Annotated in this window: 13 protein-coding genes; 12 read left to right on the top strand and 1 reads right to left on the bottom strand. The window is 74.1% G+C overall.

Annotated features, from left to right (window positions below):
* Positions 1 to 50 precede the first annotated feature (50 nt).
* From ACSUPT_RS08860 to galE, 8 genes are all read left to right on the top strand, one after another.
* Positions 51 to 956, top strand: coding sequence for a hypothetical protein (locus tag ACSUPT_RS08860; protein WP_436943986.1), 906 nt, complete (start codon positions 51 to 53; stop codon positions 954 to 956).
* A 320-nt stretch (positions 957 to 1,276) separates the two neighbouring features.
* Positions 1,277 to 2,059, top strand: a complete 783-nt coding sequence (locus tag ACSUPT_RS08855) for a TIGR03936 family radical SAM-associated protein (protein ID WP_351967800.1) — start codon at positions 1,277 to 1,279, stop codon at positions 2,057 to 2,059.
* 234 nt (positions 2,060 to 2,293) lie between these two features.
* Positions 2,294 to 6,601 (top strand): Rne/Rng family ribonuclease, encoded by a 4,308-nt coding sequence (locus ACSUPT_RS08850; RefSeq protein WP_436943984.1) that lies wholly within the window; start codon positions 2,294 to 2,296, stop codon positions 6,599 to 6,601.
* A 336-nt stretch (positions 6,602 to 6,937) separates the two neighbouring features.
* On the top strand, positions 6,938 to 8,056 hold the full coding sequence (locus ACSUPT_RS08845; protein ID WP_351967802.1) for a DegT/DnrJ/EryC1/StrS family aminotransferase: 1,119 nt from the start codon (positions 6,938 to 6,940) through the stop codon (positions 8,054 to 8,056).
* On the top strand, positions 8,053 to 9,066 hold the full coding sequence (locus ACSUPT_RS08840) for a Gfo/Idh/MocA family protein (RefSeq protein ID WP_351967803.1): 1,014 nt from the start codon (positions 8,053 to 8,055) through the stop codon (positions 9,064 to 9,066). The genes ACSUPT_RS08845 and ACSUPT_RS08840 overlap by 4 nt, the downstream gene beginning before the upstream one ends.
* Positions 9,067 to 9,078: 12 nt before the next feature.
* Entirely contained in the window at positions 9,079 to 10,707 is a 1,629-nt protein-coding gene (locus tag ACSUPT_RS08835; RefSeq protein WP_361659201.1) for a glycosyltransferase family 2 protein, read from the top strand.
* Positions 10,704 to 11,987 (top strand): nucleotide sugar dehydrogenase, encoded by a 1,284-nt coding sequence (locus ACSUPT_RS08830; protein WP_351967805.1) that lies wholly within the window; start codon positions 10,704 to 10,706, stop codon positions 11,985 to 11,987. Before ACSUPT_RS08835 ends, ACSUPT_RS08830 begins: the two co-directional genes overlap by 4 nt.
* 94 nt (positions 11,988 to 12,081) lie before the next feature.
* Entirely contained in the window at positions 12,082 to 13,053 is a 972-nt protein-coding gene (gene galE / locus ACSUPT_RS08825) for a UDP-glucose 4-epimerase GalE (protein ID WP_351967806.1), read from the top strand.
* A gap of 62 nt (positions 13,054 to 13,115) precedes the next feature.
* Here galE and ACSUPT_RS08820 read toward each other — a convergent pair whose 3' ends face one another.
* The gene (locus ACSUPT_RS08820; RefSeq protein WP_436943982.1) at positions 13,116 to 14,264 is read right to left on the bottom strand and encodes a hypothetical protein; all 1,149 of its coding nucleotides are present in this window, start codon (positions 14,262 to 14,264) and stop codon (positions 13,116 to 13,118) included.
* Positions 14,265 to 14,452: 188 nt separating this feature from the next.
* On the opposite strand from ACSUPT_RS08820, the gene wecB reads away from it, so the two are divergent.
* The 4 genes from wecB (at position 14,453) to ACSUPT_RS08800 (ending at position 18,992) form a co-directional block, all read left to right on the top strand.
* Positions 14,453 to 15,559 (top strand): non-hydrolyzing UDP-N-acetylglucosamine 2-epimerase, encoded by a 1,107-nt coding sequence (gene wecB / locus ACSUPT_RS08815; RefSeq protein WP_436943981.1) that lies wholly within the window; start codon positions 14,453 to 14,455, stop codon positions 15,557 to 15,559.
* Between the two features lie 127 nt (positions 15,560 to 15,686).
* Positions 15,687 to 16,892 (top strand): glycosyltransferase family 4 protein, encoded by a 1,206-nt coding sequence (locus tag ACSUPT_RS08810; RefSeq protein ID WP_361659194.1) that lies wholly within the window; start codon positions 15,687 to 15,689, stop codon positions 16,890 to 16,892.
* 9 nt (positions 16,893 to 16,901) lie between these two features.
* A complete protein-coding gene (locus tag ACSUPT_RS08805; RefSeq protein ID WP_351967810.1) occupies positions 16,902 to 17,480 on the top strand; it encodes a hypothetical protein in 579 nt (192 codons plus the stop codon).
* Positions 17,481 to 17,498: 18 nt separating this feature from the next.
* Positions 17,499 to 18,992 (top strand): glycosyltransferase, encoded by a 1,494-nt coding sequence (locus ACSUPT_RS08800; RefSeq protein WP_436943980.1) that lies wholly within the window; start codon positions 17,499 to 17,501, stop codon positions 18,990 to 18,992.
* Positions 18,993 to 19,004: the final 12 nt, after the last annotated feature.

The following is a 19,004-nucleotide window of genomic DNA, read 5'->3' as shown; positions in this document are numbered from 1 at the left end:
GCCCGCCCCGGAGGGAAACCCCCGGAGCGGGCCGTCGCGTCATGGGGGGCATGGAACTGCGCAACCGCCCCCCGCGGCGTGAGCCCGAAGGCTGCCTGGTCGCGGCGATCCGGCTGCCCGTGCGGATCGCCGTGCTGGTCGTCGTCGTCCCGGTGCGGATGGTGTGGGACGCCCTCGCCCTGTGCGCCCGGACCCTGCACCGCACGGTCCTGCGCCCCCTCGGCCGGTATCTGCTCGTGATCCCGCTCACCTGGCTGTGGCGCTCGGTCCTCACCCCGCTCGGCCGGGGTGCCGCCTGGCTGTTCCGGCACCTCGTGGTGGTGCCCGTCGTATGGCTGGTCAGGTACCTGGTGGTGGCCCCGGCGGTCTGGGCGTGGCAGTACCTCGTCGTGGTGCCTGCGGTGTGGCTGTGGCGGTGGGTACTGGTGCCGGTGGGGCGGGGGCTCGTCTGGCTGGGCCGCTTCCTCGCCACGTACCTGCTCGTCGTCCCCGGCCGGTGGCTGTGGCGATGGCTGCTGGTGCCGGCGGGGCGGGGCATCGCCTGGCTCGTCCGGTACCTGGTCGTCGTCCCCGCGGTGTGGCTGTGGCAGTGGGTCGTCGTGCCGGTGGGGCGGGGCGTCGCCTGGCTCTTCTGGACGCTCGTCCTCGTACCGCTCGGCGCGCTGTGGCGGTGGGTGCTCGTACCGCTCGGACGCGCCCTCGCGTTCCTCGGCCGGGAACTGGCCGCCGCGCTCGCCGTCGCCTGGCGCGTGGCCGGGTACGTGTCCCGTGCCGTGGGGCGCGCGCTGAAGTGGGCGCTGTGGCAGACGGTGGGCCGACCGGCGCGCCGGCTCTACCGGTCGGTGTGCACACCCGTCGGCCACTTCCTGCGCGACGAGGTGTGGCGCCCCGTACGCGCGACCGTCCGCGCCGCCCTGTCCACGGCCCGCCGCACCCTGCGCCGCGCCCTGTCCTGAGCGGGACCCGCCGTACGGCCCGGGGGAGGGGAACCCGCTCCCGCGCCCGTTCCCGGGCGGGTCCGCGCGGCCGGGGGCCGCGGGCCCACGTCCCGCCTGTGGAAAACCGCTCCCGCATGGCGCGTACCCTGGGTACAGACGACTGCTCCCGGCGCGGCGCCCGCCTGACGAGGTCTCCCCGCACCAGCGGGGGTGATCCGGGCGGGACCCCCGGGGGCACCCACCGCATCCGGTGGGCGGCGCGCCACCGCGCCGCCCCGCACCGAGGAGAAGAACCACTGGGCAAGCGACAGCCCGAAGGCCCGCCGCCCGCACCGGCGGTGCAGCGCATCCGACTGCGCTACACCAAGCGCGGCCGCCTCCGGTTCACCAGCCACCGAGACTTCCAGCGCGCCTTCGAGCGCGCCCTGCGCCGCGCCGAGGTGCCCATGGCGTACTCGGCCGGTTTCACGCCCCACCCCAAGGTGTCGTACGCGAACGCCGCCCCGACCGGTACGGCCTCCGAGGCCGAGTACCTGGAGATCGCGCTCACCGAGCCGCGCGACCCCGCGAAGCTGCGGGAGCTGCTCGACGAGTCCCTGCCCGACGGCCTCGACATCGTGGACGCCGTCGAGGCCCGCGCCTCCGGCCTCGCCGACCGGCTCACCGCCTCCGTGTGGGAGCTGCGCCTCGACGGGGTCGACCCGGCCGACGCCGAGCGGGCCGCCGCGGCGTTCCTCGCGGCGCCCGTCGTGGAGGTGCAGCGCATGACCAAGAACGGTCTGCGCACCTTCGACGCCCGCGCCGCCGTGGCGGGGCTCGAAACCGCCGCAGCTCCGGCTGATAGGCCGCTGGACGGCCCCTGTGCGATACTGCGGCTGGTTGTTCGGCACGTGACACCTGCCGTCCGACCCGACGACGTCCTGTCCGGTCTCCGAGCTGTGGCCGACCTGGCGCCGCCGGTCCCCGCAGCGGTGACCAGGCTGGCGCAGGGGCTCTTCGACGAGGAGTCCGGCACGGTGACCGACCCGCTCGCGCCCGACCGCGAGGCAGTCACGGCCGCCCCTTCCGAGGCCGCCGGACCCGCCGCCGCGACGGCGCCGGAAGGTGCAGGTTCCGCGTAGGAGCGGTCGTCGAAGCGCGGCCCCGGCAATTCCGGGACCCCCTGGGCGGGCCGCGTACAGACACAGGAGACTTTCGCCAGGCCGTACGCACAAGGCGTACGGAACCGGCGAGCCAGACATACAGCTCCCGTGCGGCGCCCGCGCCCCGGACGGCGGCCATCGCGAATTCGGCGATGCCGCGGCCGGACCGGAAACAGGCGCGGCGCCCGGGAGCGTGACGGGAGAACCGCCCGCATGCTCGAGCCGAACGAAACCGGCACCGCCGGTACCAACGAGGACAACAACAGCCCCAGCGACACGCTGCCGCCGCGCCGCAGGCGCCGCGCCGCGTCGCGCCCCGCGGGCCCGCCGGTCGCGGCGGAGACCACCGCGGAGACCGCCGAGACCGTGGTGGCCACCGCCGCCCCGGCCGCCGATGCCGCGTCCGGCACGCCCACCGCCTCCGCCGGGGACACGACCGAGGGCGCCGCCCCGGCGCGCCCCCGCCGCCGCGCCACCCGCAAGGCGACGGCCCCCGCCGCCGAAGCTCCGCAGGCCGCCGAGGCTCCGCAGGCCGCCGAGGCCCCCGCCGCCGACGCTCCGGCCGAGGAGCCGGCCGCTCCGGCCCGTACGCGCCGCCGCGCCACCCGCAAGACCACCGCCCCCGCCGCCGTGGAGGCCCCGGAGGCCCCCGAGGCACAGGCCCCCGCCGCCGAGGCCCCGGCCGCCGAGGCTCCGGCGGAGGAGCCGGCCGCTCCGGCCCGTACGCGCCGCCGTGCCACGCGCAAGGCGACCGCGCCGGTCACCTCGCCCGAGGCGCAGGCCGCCGAGGCTCCCGCCCCGGTCGAGGCCGCCGCCCCGGCCGCCGAGGCTCCGGCGGAGGAGCCGGCCGCTCCGGCCCGTACGCGCCGCCGTGCCACGCGCAAGGCGACCGCGCCGGTCACCTCGCCCGAGGCGCAGGCCGCCGAGGCTCCCGCCCCGGTCGAGGCCGCCGCCCCGGCCGCCGAGGCCCCGGCGGAGGAGCCGGCCGAGGAGCCGGCCGCCCCGGCCCGTACGCGCCGCCGCGCCACCCGCAAGGCGACCGCGCCCGTCACCACCCCCGAGCCGCAGGCCGCCGAGGCCGAGGACGAGGAGGAGGCCGAGGCCGGCGAGAACCTGCCCGCCGCCACCGTCGCGCAGATCAGCGCCGACGAGACCGGCCAGGTCGCCGCCGCCGAGCAGGCCGCCACCCGCGGCCGCACGCGCCGCCGCGTGGCCGCCCCGCAGTTCACCGCCGAGCCGGTCCGCGCGCCCGAGCGCGGCCGCCGCCCGGCCCGCCCCGCCGTCCCGGTGTTCCAGGCCCCGGTCTTCGCCGAGCCGATGTTCCAGACCCCGGAGACCGCCGCCGCTGCCGCCGCCGCGCAGGCCGCCGAGGCCGTCACCGAGGCGGAGGAGGAGACGCCCGAGGCCGTCGAGCCCGCCGTCGAGCGCGCCGAGACCGGTGGCCGCCGTCGCCGCCGCCGTCGCGGCGAGTCCGCCGAGGCCCCGCGCCACGAGGCCCCGCGCCACGTCGAGCCCGCCCCGGTCGACGAGCCCGCCGCGCCCGCCGACGAGGCCGAGGAGGAGGCCGAGGAGGCCGCCGCCGAGGCCGAGGAGCACGACGAGTTCGACGAGCGCCCGTCGCGCCGCCGCCGCCGTGGCGGCCGCCGTCGCCGCCGCGGCGAGTCCGCCGACGCCGACGACCACGACGAGAGCGCCGAGGCCGCCGAGGCCGCCGACTCCGAGGCCGCCCCCGCCGACCTGGCCGGAGAGGGCGAGCACGGCGACGAGGAGGAGGAGGCCGAGGGCGACGACACCGACGACGAGGGCGAGGGCGACACCACCCCGTCCGCCGCCGGTACGAGCAGCTCGCGCCGCCGTCGCCGCCGTCGCCGCCGCAGCGGTGAGCCCGCCGAGGCGGAGGCGGTCGCCGAGGAGGACGGCGTCCGCACGGTCGTCAAGGTCCGCGAGCCGCGGTCCCCGCGGGACAAGGGCGCGGAGCCGTCCGACGAGGTGCAGTCCATCAAGGGCTCCACCCGCCTGGAGGCGAAGAAGCAGCGCCGCCGCGAAGGCCGCGAGCAGGGCCGCCGCCGCGTCCCGATCATCACCGAGGCCGAGTTCCTCGCCCGCCGCGAGGCCGTCGAGCGCGTCATGGTCGTCCGCCAGAACGGCGACCGCACGCAGATCGGCGTCCTCGAGGACAACGTGCTCGTCGAGCACTACGTCAACAAGGAGCAGGCCACCTCGTACGTCGGCAACGTCTACCTGGGCAAGGTCCAGAACGTGCTGCCGTCCATGGAGGCCGCGTTCGTCGACATCGGCAAGGGCCGCAACGCCGTCCTGTACGCCGGCGAGGTCAACTTCGAGGCGCTCGGCATGGCCAACGGGCCGCGCCGTATCGAGACCGCCCTCAAGTCCGGCCAGTCCGTCCTCGTCCAGGTGACCAAGGACCCCATCGGCCACAAGGGCGCCCGCCTCACCAGCCAGGTCTCGCTGCCCGGCCGGTACCTGGTCTACGTGCCCGAGGGCTCCATGACTGGCATCAGCCGCAAGCTGCCCGACACCGAGCGGGCCCGGCTGAAGACCATCCTCAAGAAGATCGTCCCCGAGGACGCCGGCGTCATCGTGCGCACCGCCGCCGAGGGCGCCAGCGAGGACGAGCTGCGCCGCGACGTCGAGCGGCTCCAGGCGCAGTGGGAGGAGATCCAGCAGAAGGCGAAGACGGGCAACGCCCCGACGCTGCTGTACGGCGAGCCGGACATGACCGTCCGCGTCGTCCGCGACATCTTCAACGAGGACTTCTCGAAGGTCATCGTCAGCGGCGACGAGGCGTGGGAGACCATCCACGGCTATGTCTCGCACGTCGCGCCCGACCTGGCGGACCGGCTGCAGCGCTGGACGTCGGAGGTCGACGTCTTCGCCACGTACCGGATCGACGAGCAGCTGATGAAGGCGCTCGACCGGAAGGTGTGGCTCCCCTCCGGCGGCTCGCTGGTGATCGACAAGACCGAAGCGATGGTCGTGATCGACGTCAACACCGGCAAGTTCACCGGCCAGGGCGGCAACCTGGAGGAGACCGTCACCAGGAACAACCTGGAGGCGGCCGAGGAGATCGTGCGGCAGCTGCGCCTGCGCGACCTGGGCGGCATCGTCGTCATCGACTTCATCGACATGGTGCTGGAGTCCAACCGGGACCTGGTGCTCCGGCGCCTGCTGGAGTGCCTGGGCCGGGACCGCACGAAGCACCAGGTCGCCGAGGTCACCTCGCTCGGCCTGGTCCAGATGACCCGCAAGCGCGTCGGCCAGGGCCTGCTGGAGTCCTTCTCCGAGACCTGCGTCCACTGCAACGGCCGCGGCGTGATCGTCCACATGGAGCAGCCCGGCACTGCGGGCGGCGGCGGCAAGAAGTCCCGCAAGCGCGGCCGCGGCGGCGCCGAGCAGGCCCCGGAGCACGCCGAGCACGTCCACGAGCACGAGCCGGCCGAGGCCCCCGAGGCGCCCGCCGCCCCGGAGGCCCCGCGCGCCGAGGCCCCCGTGCGGGAGGCCGAGCCGCAGCCGGTGGCGTTCGCCCCGGACGAGGAGCTGTACTCCAGCGCCGCCGAGGCCGAGGCCGCCGCGTCCCGTGGCCGTACGCGCCGCCGGGCCGGCCGCAGGGCGTCCGCCCCGGCCGGTGCGCCGCGCGCCGCCGAGGCCGCCCCGGCGGTCGTGGAGGCCCCGGTGACCCCGGTCGCCGAGCCCGCCACGGTCACCGAGCCGGAGGCCGCCGCCCCGGTCGCCGTACCGGAGCCGGTCGCCGTCACGCCGGAGACCGCCGCCGCGGAGACCGCCCCGGCCCCCGAGGCGCCCGCCGCCGAGGCACCGGCCCCCGAGGCACCGGCCGCCGAGGCCGCGCCCCAGGGCCGTACGCGCCGCCGCGCCACCCGCAAGGTGACCGCGCCGGCCGGTCCGCCGAAGGCTGCGGAGGCCGCCGAGGCCGCCGCCGTCGTCGTGGAGCCCGCCCCCGCGGCGGCCCCGGCCGCCGAGGAGCCGGCCCCGGCCGGCCGGACGGACGCCGAGGAGCCCGCCGAGGCGCCCGCGCCCGCGGCGGCACCGCCCCGGCCGCGCCGCCGGGTGGTCCGCAAGGTCACCGCTCCCGCCGGTTCGCCGTCGGGCGCCGAGGAGGCCGCGATCGTCGTCGTGGCCGCCACCCCGGCGCCGGAGCAGCCGGCCCCCGCACCGGAGACCGCCGCACCGGAGGCCACCGCACCGGAGGCCGCCGCGTCCGAGGCGGCCGAAGCCGCTGAGTCGGCTGAGGCGGCCGAGTCCGAGGCGGCCGGGAAGCCCGCGCGGAAGACCGCCAAGAAGGCGCCGGCCAAGAAGGCCGCCGCCAAGAAGACGGCGGCCAAGAAGACGGCCGCGAAGAAGACGACCGCCAAGAAGGCCACGGCCACCAAGACGGCGGCGTCGAAGACGGCCAAGACCGCCAAGACGGCGAAGGCGGCCAAGAAGACCGCCGCGGCCGAGCAGGCGTCCGGGCCTTCCGTGACGGCGGTCACGGAGAGCTGAACGACCGGCGAAGCATGGCCGAAATGATCTGTGTCCCGTCTCGCATTCACGCGGGGCGGGACACGGATTTTGTTTCAGAACCGATGCTTCGGGCCCTTAACGGCCCGGAAATCGACAGAGTCATTCCTGATAATGTGACGCCGGTCGATGCCGTCCACCGCTTCCACCGGAGCGCGCGGGCGGCAGGCGACTCGGTTCCGGGCCGGACCCGTCCCGGCCGTCATCGGTAGGGCGTCGGCATCGCGCCGGAGGGGTAGACGCGCGCTCTCGACGAGATGTACGCACACCCCGGACCTCTGCCACATAGAGCTCTTGCGGTGTTCAAGGAGGACGTCCATGTCGAGCGTCAACGAGCAGCCCATTCCCGCTGCCCGCCCGGTCATCGGTGAGGAAGAGATCGAGGCCGCCGTACGCGTGCTGCGCAGCGGCCGCGTCGTCCAGGGCCCCGAAGTCGCGGCGTTCGAGGAGAGCTTCGCCGAGCTGGTCGAGGGCCGCCACTGCGTCGCCGTCAACTCCGGTACCTCGGCGCTGCACCTCCTGCTGATGGCGCTGAACATCGGCCCCGGTGACGAGGTCATCGTGCCGTCGTTCTCCTTCGCCGCGTCCGCCAACGCGATCCGCCTGGTCGGCGCCGACGCGATCTTCGTCGACATCGACCCGGACACCTTCTGCGTGGACCCGGCCGCCGTCGAGGCCGCCGTCACCCCGCGCACGGTCGCGATCATGCCGGTGCACCTCTACGGCCACCCGGCCGCGATGGACCAGATCATGGCCATCGCCGACAAGCACAAGCTGGCCGTCGTCGAGGACGCCTGCCAGGCGCACGCCGCCGCCCTGAACGGCACCCCGGTCGGCGCGTTCGGCGCCGGCGGCACGTTCAGCTTCTACCCGACCAAGAACATGCACTCCCTCGAGGGCGGCATGATCACGGTCGCCGACGCGGAGATCGCCCGCACCCTGCGCCTGCTGCGCAACCAGGGCATGGAGCAGCGCTACGCCAACGAGATCGTCGGCGCCAACATGCGCATGACCGACGTCGCCGCCGCCGTGGGCCGCGTGCAGCTGGCCAAGCTGAACGGCTGGACCGAGCAGCGCATCGCCAACGCCGCGTACCTCTCCGAGCACATCACCGCGCCGAACGTGGTCACCCCGGTCGTCGCCGAGGGCGCGCGCCACATCTACCACCAGTACACGATCCGCGTCCGCGGCGACCGCGACGCCGCCATGGCGAAGCTCACCGAGGCCGGCATCGGCAACGCCGTGTACTACCCGACGCCGATCCACCGCCTGAAGCCGTACTGGGAGCCGGACCAGAAGGCCGGCCGCAACTGGGACCTGCCGGAGACGGAGAAGGCGGCCGCCGAGGTCGTCTCCCTGCCCGTGCACCCGCTGCTGACCCAGCACGACCTGGAGCGGATCGTCACCGCCGTGAACGCCCTGGGGGAGAACCTGTGACCGCCACCGGAACGCTCCGCGCCGGCCTCGTCGGCCTCGGCTCCATGGGGCGCCACCACGCCCGTGTCCTCGCCGGACTCGAAGGCGTCCAGCTCGTCGGCGTCGTCGACCCGATGGGCGACAAGAACGGCTGGGCGCAGGGCGCGCCCGTCCTGGCCACCGTCGAGGAGCTGCTCGCGCTCGGCGTGGACTACGCCGTCGTGGCCTGCCCGACCGCCCTCCACGAGGAGGTCGGTCTGAAGCTGGCCGAGGCCGGCGTGTGCGCGCTCATCGAGAAGCCCGTCGCCGACACCGTCGACGGCGCCCGCCGCCTGGTCGAGGCGTTCGAGTCGCGCGACCTCGTCGCCGGCGTCGGCCACATCGAGCGGTGCAACCCGGCGCTGCGCTCGCTGCGCGCCCGCTTGGAGGCCGGCGAGCTGGGCGACGTGTACCAGGTCGTCACCCGCCGCCAGGGCCCGTTCCCGCACCGCATCGCGGACGTCGGCGTCGTCAAGGACCTCGCCACCCACGACATCGACCTCACCGGCTGGGTCACCGGCCAGACGTACACGTCGATCGCCGCGCACACGGTGTCCAAGTCGGGCCGCCCGCACGAGGACATGGTGTCCGCCGTCGGCCAGCTCTCCGACGGGACGATGGTCAGCCACCTGGTCAACTGGCTCAGCCCGCTCAAGGAGCGCTTCACGTCCGTCACCGGTGAGCGCGGCTGCTTCATCGCCGACACCCTCACCGCCGACCTGACGTTCTACTCCAACGCCGCCGTCGCCACCGAGTGGGAGGCCCTGCGCGCCTTCCGCGGCGTCGCCGAGGGCGACATGGTGCGGTACGCGATCCCGAAGCGCGAGCCGCTGCTCGTCGAGCACGAGCTGTTCCGCGACGCGGTCCTCGGCAAGTCCGACGACATCTGCACGCTGCGGCAGGGTCTGCGGACCGTGGAGGTCGCCGCCGCGGTCCTCCAGTCCGCCGCGACCGGCGACACGATCCGTCTCAACGGCGCCGCAAAGGGGTAGGGGTAATCTCCCTTGACCAGACCTGATGTCACCGTCGTCGTGGCGGTCTACAACACCATGCCCTACCTGACCGAGTGCCTGAACTCGCTCGTCAAGCAGAGCATCGGCAAGGACCGCCTGGAGATCGTGGCCGTCGACGACGGCTCGACCGACGACAGCGGCCGGGAACTCGACCGCTTCGCGGAGCGGTACCCCGGCGTCGTGAAGGTCATCCACCAGGCCAACTCCGGCGGCCCGGCTGCCCCCAGCAACCGGGCCCTGGAGGTGGCCACCGGCCGGTACGTGTACTTCATCGGCTCCGACGACTACCTCGGCCGGGAGGCCCTGGAGCGCATGGTGAAGTGCGCCGACGAGCACGGCTCGGACGTCGTCGTCGGCAAGATGGTCGGTACCAACGGCCGCTACGTCCACCAGGCGCTCTACAAGAAGAGCGACCCGGACGTCAGCCTGTACGACTCGGCGCTGCCGTTCACGCTGGCCAACACCAAGCTGTTCCGGCGGGACTTCGTCGAGCAGCACAAGCTGCGCTTCCCCGAGGACATGCCGGTCGGCTCCGACCAGCCGTTCACGATCGAGGCGTGCGTCCGCGCCCGCAAGATCTCCGTGCTGGCCGACTACACGTACTACTACGCGGTGAAGCGCGGCGACGCGTCGAACATCACCTACCGCGCCGACCACCTGTCCCGGCTGCGCTGCACCGCCCAGATCATGGAGCACGCGGCGGGGCTCATCGAGGCCGGGCCGAAGCGTGACGCTGTCTTCAAGCGCCACTTCACCTGGGAGCTGGCCAAGCTCGTCCAGGACGACTTCCCGTCCCTGGACCGCACCACGCAGGTCGAGCTGTGCGCCGGCATAGCCGAGCTGGCCGACGCCTACTTCACCGACGCGGTGCGCGACTCGATGGACGTGCGGCGGCGGGTGCGGATCGCCCTCGCCCAGCGCGGCGCGGTCGACGCGCTGATCCGCGCCATCAGCGACGAGGCCGGGCACGGCGCCCCGCCGCTGCTGCTGGAGGACGGCCGCGCGTACGTCCGCTACCCCGGCTTCCGCGACCCCGCCCTCGGACTGCCCGACCGGCTGTACGAGGTGATCGGCGAGGCGGTGCCCGCCCAGCTCGCCGACGGCACCGGCCTCGTCGGCGCCGCCTGGGAGCAGGACGGCGAGGACATGGCCGTCTCCCTCACCGTGCGGGTCCCCGTCACCGGCGAGACCGGATCGGCGACCGTCCGCCTCGCGAGCCGCGCCATGCCCAAGAGCGCCGACAAGCCCGGCGGCCGCCGCGTCCCCGTGGGCACCGAACTCCCCCCGGCCGCGGGTGAGTCGAGCCAGGAGGCGGCCCCGGACGGCACCGGGACCCTGCTACTGGCCCGCATCCCGCTCCAGCCGGTCCGGGCCAAGCTCGGCGTCCGCGCCTACCTGGATGTGGCAGGCTCGACGTACGAGATCCCCGTCAAGACCCAGGGGGTGCCGCTGCCCCTGGCCCGGCGCTGGCGCGAGAAGGTCCCGTACCGCGTCTCGGCCACCGCCAACGCCAAGGGGCGGCTGGTCATCACCACGGCCCCGCTGTGGGGCCCTCCGCCCGGCGCCGGCCTGCGACTGCGCCGCGTCCTGTCCCGTGTGAAGAGGAAACTGACCCGATGAACATCTGTGTAGTCGCGCTCGGCAAGATCGGTCTGCCGCTCGCCGTGCAGTTCGCCGACAAGGGCCACAAGGTCATCGGCGCCGACGTCAACGAGAAGGTCGTCGAGCTGGTCAACGCCGGCACCGAGCCCTTCCCCGGCGAGCACGACCTCGACGTCAAGCTGAAGAAGGCCGTCGACGCCGGGCTGCTCACCGCCACCACGGACACCGCCGCCGCCGTCGCGCAGTCCGAGGCCGTCGTCGTGGTCGTCCCGCTGTTCGTGGACGCCGAGGGCACCCCGGACTTCGGCTGGATGGACTCCGCCACGCGGGCCATCGCCAAGGGCCTCAAGCCGGGCACCCTCGTCTCGTACGAGACGACCCTGCCCGTCGGCACCACCCGCACCCGCTGGGCGCCGATGCTCGAGGAGGGCTCCGGCCTGACCGCCGGCAAGGACTTCCACCTGGTCTTCTCGCCGGAGCGGGTCCTCACCGGCCGCGTCTTCGCCGACCTGCGCCGCTACCCCAAGCTCGTGGGCGGCATCGACGAGGCGTCCACCCGCCGCGGCGTCGAGTTCTACGAGCAGGTCCTCGACTTCGACGAGCGCGCCGACCTCTCCCAGCCGAACGGCGTCTGGGACCTCGGCACCGCCGAGGCGTCCGAGCTGGCCAAGCTCGCCGAGACCACGTACCGCGACGTCAACATCGGCCTGGCGAACCAGTTCGCCCGCTTCGCCGACAAGAACGGCATCGACGTCAAGAAGGTCATCGAGGCCTGCAACTCGCAGCCCTACAGCCACATCCACCAGCCCGGCATCGCCGTCGGCGGCCACTGCATCCCGATCTACCCGCGGATGTACCTGTGGAACGACCCGGAGGCGACCGTCGTCCGCTCCGCCCGCGAGGCGAACGCCGCGATGCCGGAGTACGCCGTGGACCTGCTGGCCGCCGCCTACGGCGACCTGAAGGACGTGGCCGTGCTCGTGCTGGGCGCCGCCTACCGCGGCGGCGTCAAGGAGACCGCCTTCTCCGGCGTCTTCCCGACCGTCGAGGCGCTCAAGGCGCGCGGAGCCGTCCCGTACGTCTCCGACCCGATGTACACCGACGAGGAACTCGCCGCCCACGGCCTCACCCCGCACAAGGGCGAGAAGGTCACCGCCGCGATCCTCCAGGCCGACCACGCCGAGTACCGTGAGCTGGCGGCCTCGGACCTGCCGGACGTGAAGGTGCTCGTCGACGGCCGCCGCACCACCGACCCGGCCCGCTGGGAGGGTGTCCGCCGCGTCGTCATCGGCGGCTGACCCGTACGCTCCGACAGCGCTCCGAGCCGCTGAGATCGAAGGCCCTGTCCCGCCCCTCCCGGCGGGGCAGGGCCGCACTGCTGGAGGTTCCACGATGACCTGGATGATCACCGGAGGCGCCGGATTCATCGGCTCGCACGTGGTGCGGGCGATGACCGCGGCGGGGCAGCCCGTCGTCGTCCTCGACGATCTGTCGACGGGACGCGCCGACCGGCTGCCCCCCGGCGTCCCACTGGAGAAGGGCACGGTCCTCGACCGGGACCTCGTCGACCGCGTCCTGCGCGAGCACGCCGTCACCGGGATCGTGCACATCGCCGGCAAGAAGCAGGTCGCCGAGTCGGTCGCCAGGCCGCTCCACTACTACCGGGAGAACGTGGAGGGCATCCGCGTCCTCCTCGACGCCGCGGCCGCCGCCGGGGTGGCCCGCTTCCTGTTCTCCTCGTCGGCCGCCGTGTACGGCACGCCGGACGTGGACCTCGTCACCGAGCGGACCCCGTGCGCGCCGATCAACCCGTACGGCGAGACGAAGCTGGCGGGGGAGTGGATGGCCGCCGCGGTCGGCCGGGCGCACGGCATGTCGACCGCCGCGCTGCGCTACTTCAACGTGGCCGGCGCCGCCGCGCCCGAGCTGGCCGACGACGGCGCGTACAACCTGGTCCCGATGGTCTTCGAGCGGCTCACCGCCGGCCGGGCGCCGCTGGTCTTCGGCGACGACTACCCGACCCCGGACGGCACCTGCGTGCGCGACTACATCCACGTCGAGGACGTCGCCGCCGCGCACGTCGCCGCGGCACGGCGGCTCGCGGACGACCCGGGCACGCAGCTGGTGCTCAACGTGGGGCGCGGCGAGGGCGTGTCCGTACGGGAGATGATCGCCGTCATCCAGGACGTCACCGGCCTCGCGGACCCGGCGCCCGGGACCGCGCCCCGGCGGCCCGGCGACCCGGCGCGCGCGGTCGCGTCGGTGGAGCTGATCCACCGGGAGCTGGGCTGGACGGCGCGCCGGGGCGTGCGCGAGATGGTCGAGTCCGCCTGGCGCGGCTGGACCCTGCGCCACCCGGCCTGACGCCCCGGCCCGGACCCGCGTCCGGCGGCGCCCGGCCCCCGGCGGGCCGGGCGCGGGCGGTTTCAGGCCGAAGTGGCGCGGGTCCAGGCCTCCAGGGCCAGGCCCGGCTCGGGCTTCTGGCGCGCCGTCCACAGCGCCCCGTCCGTCCCGATGGCCGCCATCACGACCCGCCCCGCCCCGTCCAGCGCCAGCGCGGGCGCTCCCAGGCAGGGGCCGCCGGTGAGCGTCCAGTCGGCGCCCGCCGCCTCGTCCTGCGTCGGGTACGCGGCCAGCGCCGGCCGGCCCGTCGCCTCGTCCCGGTGCGCCAGGACCGTGCAGTCGTGGCCGTCCACCACCGTGCGCAGCACCGCCACCGGACCGGTGCCCACCCCGTCGCCGAGCCGCGCGCCGCCCGGCAGCGACGGCCGCCAGGCCCGTACCGTACGGTCCTGCGCGTCGTGCCAGAAGTGCGTCAGACCCGCCTTCGGCTCCGTCACCACCGCCGACAGGGAGTCGGGCGCGGCCCGCAGCGGCACGTCGTCGGCGCGCTCGAAACGCGCCCCCGGCTTCTCCCGCTCCCACCGCAGCAGCCCCGCCTTCGCGGGCGCCAGCACCTCCACACGGCCGTCCCCGGCGAGCGCCGCCGACACCGTGCCGTGCACCCCGCTGCCCTTCAGGTCGGCCCAGGCGTTCCAGGCGCCCGTCTTGGCCTGGCTGCGGGCGCACACCCCGCCGCCCGCGTTGCGCACGAAGACGTTCAGGGAGCCGTCCGTGTCGACGACCGCCGTCGGCAGGCCTATCTGCTCCGCGAGCGCCGGATCGTTCGGGTACGGGGTGCCCAGCGGCCGCCAGTCCCGCACGGGCCGGCCCGTCTGGTACTGCAGCGCGTACACCACGTCGGTGCCCGTCCGCCCGTCCGCGAGCCGCTCACGGCGCAGCCCCACGAGATGGACGTACCCGTCCTCGCCCTGCGCGACGGCCAGGTACGGCAGCACGTTCGGCGCCGGGATCAGATCCGGCCCCGCCCAGTGGGGGCCGCCCGGCCGGGTCTCCGTCCAGCGCAGCACCCCGCCGTCGCCCGGCGCGTACGCGGTGAGCCGGCCGTCCTTGCCGCGGACCAGCCAGCCGGTCGTCGCCGGCACCGACGGGTCCAGGACCGGGACGGGCGTCTCCTCGGCAGGCGCGGGCGTGCCGGCCCGGCGTTTGGCTTTCCGCGTGAACAAGACCGCCATGGCTGACGTCGACCTTTCCCCTGTACCTGAACCGCGAGCGAGTGATCCTCTTCCGCAGGCGCGCGCGACCCTAGCATCTCGCATCCGGCCGCCCCCGGCCCCCGCGGAGGCCCGGTAACGGAGCACTCGGCCGCCGGGCATACGATGGCGGTGCCCCTCATCGACCTGACCCAGAAGAAGAGTGCGCAGTGAAAGTCATCAGCATCGTCGGCGCCCGTCCCCAACTGGTGAAGCTCGCGCCCATCGCGGCCGCGTTCGCAGAGACGGAGCACGAGCACTTCATTGTGCACACCGGTCAGCACTACGACGCCGACCTCTCCGACGTCTTCTTCCAGGGTCTCGGCATCCCCGACCCGGACGTCCACCTGGGTGTCGGCTCCGGCAGCCACGGTGTGCAGACCGGCTCGGTCCTCTCCGCGCTCGACCCGGTCCTGGAGCGCGAGAAGCCCGACTGGGTCCTCGTCTACGGCGACACGAACTCCACCATCGCCGGCGCCCTGTCCGCGGTGAAGATGCACCTGCCCGTCGCGCACCTGGAGGCGGGCCTGCGCTCCTTCAACCGGCGGATGCCGGAGGAGCACAACCGGGTCCTCACCGACCACTGCGCCGACGTGCTGCTCGCCCCGACCGAGGAGGCCATGCGCCACCTCGCCGACGAGGGCCTGAAGGACCGCGCCGTCCTCGCCGGCGACGTCATGGTCGACATCTGCCTGCGCATCCGCGACGCCGTCCTCGCCGGCGAGCACCCGGCCCCGGCGCTGCCCGAGGGCATCGACCCGTCGCAGCCGTTCCTGCTGGCCACCATCCACCGGCCGGACAACACCGACGACCCCGAGCGCCTCGCCGCCATCGTCGACTCGCTGGCCGCGCTGCCGCTGCCGGTCGCGCTGCTCGCCCACCCGCGCCTGGTCGCCCGCGCCAAGGAGCACGGCATCGACCTGGCGAAGGGCTCCGTCCACGTCGGCCGCCCCCTGCCGTACGCGGGCCTGGTCGCCGCCGTGCTGGCGTCCTCCGGTGTCGTCACCGACTCCGGCGGCCTGCAGAAGGAGGCGTTCCTGCTGGAGCGCATCACCACCACGATCCGCCCGGAGACGGAGTGGGTCGAGACCGTCGAGACCGGCTGGAACCTCCTCGTCCCCGACCCGCACACGCTGCCCGCCGACGAGTGGGCCGCCACGGTCACCCGCGCCGTGCCGACCGCCGACAAGGGCACCCCGTACGGCGACGGGCGCGCCGCGCACAACGTCGTCCGCATCCTCGAGGAATGGCAGAGCACCGTCCGCAACGACGGCTGACCCGCCCGCCGGCCCCACCCGTACCCCGTCCGCGACGGCCGGGGTGCGGGCCCCTCGGGCGACCCTTGGGGGCCATGGGCCGGTGATAAAGTGGCGCGTCGCCGCGCAATCTCGTAAGGAAGTCGACATGAAGCAGGCAGCATCCAGGGATGCAGCCGTGGTCACGCCGTGGTATCCGACACGGGAGTTGCCTTTCCGCGGTTCCTTCGTCCAGGCCATGGTCGCGGCCACCGCGCCCGGCTGCGACAGCTTCACCGTCTACCACTGCGACCCGTGGGTGGCCCCCATGGACGCGGCGGCGACGAAGGCGGTCGAGGACGCCAACGCCAGGGTGATGGCACGGGCCGCGCACCGCGTCCCCACCGCCGGCGGCGCCGAGCTGATCTCCTTCCCCGTCACCACCCCGCGCGGCCAGGACTACGGCGCCCAGTCCCGCAACCACGAGCGCCAGCTCCGCAACCTCCTGGGCGGCAAGCCCATCGACGCGGACGTCGTCCACGCCCACGTCGGGCTCCCCAGCGGCTGGGCCGCGCTGAAGAACGCCCGCCCGGGCGCGAAGGTCTTCGTCACCGAGCACGCCTCCTTCCTGGAGCGGGTCTTCCAGGACCCCGAGGCCGTCGAGCTGTACGACGAGCTGCTGCACGGCGTCACCGGCTTCCTCGTCGTCGGCGACAAGGTCACCGAGGTGCTGGAGCGCCAGTTCCCGCACCACGCCGACAAGATCCTGCGCATCCCCAATCCGATCTCCTTCGACGAGCCGCGCCCCGAGCCGGTCAAGGACCTGCGCAGCTGGCTGTACCTGGGCAGCGTCACCGAGCTCAAGGGCGTCAAGTGGCTCGTCGAGGCGTTCGCCCAGTGCCACGCCGAGGACCCCACGCTCACCCTGACCCTCGTCGGCGAGGGCCCGCTGCGCCGCCCGCTCACCGAGCGCGTCGCCGAACTGGGCCTGAGCGACGCCGTGAAGCTGCCCGGCTCCATCCCGCACGAGCAGGCGCTGGAGCTGATGCGCAGTCACGACCTGCTGGTCCACCCCAGCCGGTACGAGACGTTCGGCATGACCATCGTCGAGGGCATCGCCGCCGGCATGCCGGTCCTCGTCACCCGCTGCGGCGGCCCCGAGAAGACCCTCGCCGGCATCGAGGACGCCGCGGGCGAACTCATCGACGTGGAGGAGAACGCGGAGTCGATCAGCGAGGGCTACCGGCGCCTGCGCGCCCGGTTCCTCGCCGGCGGACTGGACCTCGAACGCGCCCAGGCGAAGCTTGCCGCCGACTACGGCTACGAGGCCGTGGCCCAGGCGCACTACCGACTCTGGTTCCCCGACTCCCCGTGATGGAGTGACATGCAGGTTCTGTTCCTGGCCCTTGGCGCCTCGCGCAAGCGGGCCGTGGTCGAAGAGTCCGCCGCGGTCGTCGCGGCCGGTGGCCGGGCGGTCGTCCTGGTCGGCCAGAAGCAGCCCTGGGCGTCCGAGACGTTCGCCCCCGGCGTGCGGCTGACGACGCTCGCCGAACTGGAGGCCAGGCACCTGCCGCAGCGGCTGGAGCGGGCGGTGCTCTACCAGGCCCCGCGCCGCGTCGCCGGAGCGGTCGGCCGCGGCCCCCTGAGCGCCAAGACGAAGAAGGCGCTCAAGGCGTACGAGAAGAGGGTCGCCGGCCGCGTCCACCGCCGTGTGTTCGCGCCCCTGCACCGCAAGGTGTGGCCCACCGCCGTCGCCCGTATGATCCTGCGCCGCTGCTTCGGCCCCCAGGGCGGCCCCGACCTCGTGATCGTCGCCGACGCCCTGTCCACGCGGACCGCCGCCGAGCTGATGGACGCCTGGGAGAGCGAGGGCCTCGGAACCCCGCGCCTCGCCTACAGCGTCGACTCCGTCGTACCGCCGATCGTCGCCCGGACGACCCCGCAGACCTCAGCCGCTCGCTGAACCAACCGAGGAAGACTGATGAAGAACCGTAGCGAACGGCGTCCCCGTGTGCTCTACCTGGCGTTCTACTTCCCCCCGTCGCGGGCGAGCGGCGTCTACCGCGCCCGGGCGACCGCCAACCACCTGGTGGAGAAGGGCTGGGACGTCACGGTCTGTGCCGCCCCGCTGGACTTCCTCTACAACGTGATCGGCTCCGTCGACGAGGAACTGTCGAAGACCGTCGACCCGCGCATCCGCGTGGAGCGCCCGTCCCTCAACCAGTACACCTGGCAGCAGGACCTGCGCGAGTACAGCTGGCTGCGCCGCAGCTTCCCGCTGATGGCCAAGCGCGTCTACATGTTCAGCCAGACGAAGCTGTTCCCCGAGCGGTACTCCTCCTGGGCGTGGGCGTCCGTCACGCGGGCGCTGAAGCTGCACGCCAAGGAGCGCTTCGACGTCGTCGTGGCGACCGGCAACCCGTTCGCCTCGTTCGGCGCGGCCTGGCTGTTCAACAAGCTGACCGGCGTCCCGTACGTGATGGACTACCGCGACTCCTGGACGCTGGACCTGTTCCACGACGAGCCCGCCTTCCCCGAGGGCCACATCGCCTGGTCGTGGGAGAAGCGGATGCTCGGCAAGGCGTCGGCCGCCGTCTTCGTCAACGAGGCCCTGCGCGCCTGGCACGCCGAGCGCTACCCGGAGGTCGCCGACCGGATGATGGTCGTCCCCAACGGGTGGGACGCCGACGTGCTGCCGAAGGCCGTCGAGAAGGCGGCCGGCACGGCCCCCGCCCTGGAGGCCGCCGCGTCGGAGGCCCCCGTCCTGGAGGTCGCGGCCGCCGGTACCGGCGAGGGCGCCGCGGCCGAGGCGGCCCCCGCCCCCGCCGCCTCGTCGGAGGCGGCGCCCGCCCCGGCCGCCGGCGAGCGGCGCGCACCGCTGAAGTTCACCTACCTGGGCACGCTCACCGCGAAGCAGCCGGTCGAGGAGATGGCCGAGGCGTTCAAGATCGCCCGCCGCCACCCGGACCTGGCCGACGCGGAGCTCCAGATCCACGGCCACCTGGGCTTCTTCAAGAACAGCCCCGGCACCCTGAAGGCCCGCCTCGGCCTCCAGGACGGCCCGAGCCCCGAGGGCGTCGAGGACACCGGCCTGCGCTACTGCGGGCCCGTCTCCAAGACCGAGGTGGGCAAGGTGTACGAGGAGGCCGATGTGCTGGTCTTCCTCGCGGGCGGCGGCAAGTACGTCACGTCCGGCAAGATCTTCGAGTACATGGCCTTCGGGCACCCGATCGTCTCCGTGCACCAGCCCGGCATCGCCGCGCAGGACGTCCTCGACGGCTACCCGCTGTGGTTCAACGCCAACAGCCTGGACGTCGAGGAGCTGGCCGCCTCGATGGTCGCGGCCGGCAAGGCGGCGCGTGATCTGACGCCGGAGCAGCGCGCGGCGGCGCGGCGCCACGCGGACACCTACACCCGTGAGGCGACGCTCATCCCGTTCGAGCGGCGGCTGCGGGAGATCGTCAGCGACAGCTGAGCCGCCCCGCCC

It is taken from the genome of Streptomyces sp. SudanB25_2051 (assembly GCF_964272635.1).
GTDB lineage: Bacteria > Actinomycetota > Actinomycetes > Streptomycetales > Streptomycetaceae > Streptomyces.
Note: the sequence above shows the minus strand (reverse complement) of the source record. Positions and strands in the feature narration are given on the sequence as shown.

Coding starts and splice junctions, on each gene's coding strand:
- ACSUPT_RS08810 (WP_361659194.1), top strand. CDS start 15,687: ATGAAGCAGGCAGCATCCAGGGATGCAGCCGTGGTCACGCCGTGGTAT.
- ACSUPT_RS08860 (WP_436943986.1), top strand. CDS start 51: ATGGAACTGCGCAACCGCCCCCCGCGGCGTGAGCCCGAAGGCTGCCTG.
- ACSUPT_RS08845 (WP_351967802.1), top strand. CDS start 6,938: ATGTCGAGCGTCAACGAGCAGCCCATTCCCGCTGCCCGCCCGGTCATC.
- ACSUPT_RS08800 (WP_436943980.1), top strand. CDS start 17,499: ATGAAGAACCGTAGCGAACGGCGTCCCCGTGTGCTCTACCTGGCGTTC.
- ACSUPT_RS08850 (WP_436943984.1), top strand. CDS start 2,294: ATGCTCGAGCCGAACGAAACCGGCACCGCCGGTACCAACGAGGACAAC.
- ACSUPT_RS08805 (WP_351967810.1), top strand. CDS start 16,902: ATGCAGGTTCTGTTCCTGGCCCTTGGCGCCTCGCGCAAGCGGGCCGTG.
- galE (WP_351967806.1), top strand. CDS start 12,082: ATGACCTGGATGATCACCGGAGGCGCCGGATTCATCGGCTCGCACGTG.
- ACSUPT_RS08830 (WP_351967805.1), top strand. CDS start 10,704: ATGAACATCTGTGTAGTCGCGCTCGGCAAGATCGGTCTGCCGCTCGCC.
- ACSUPT_RS08820 (WP_436943982.1), bottom strand. CDS start 14,264: ATGGCGGTCTTGTTCACGCGGAAAGCCAAACGCCGGGCCGGCACGCCC.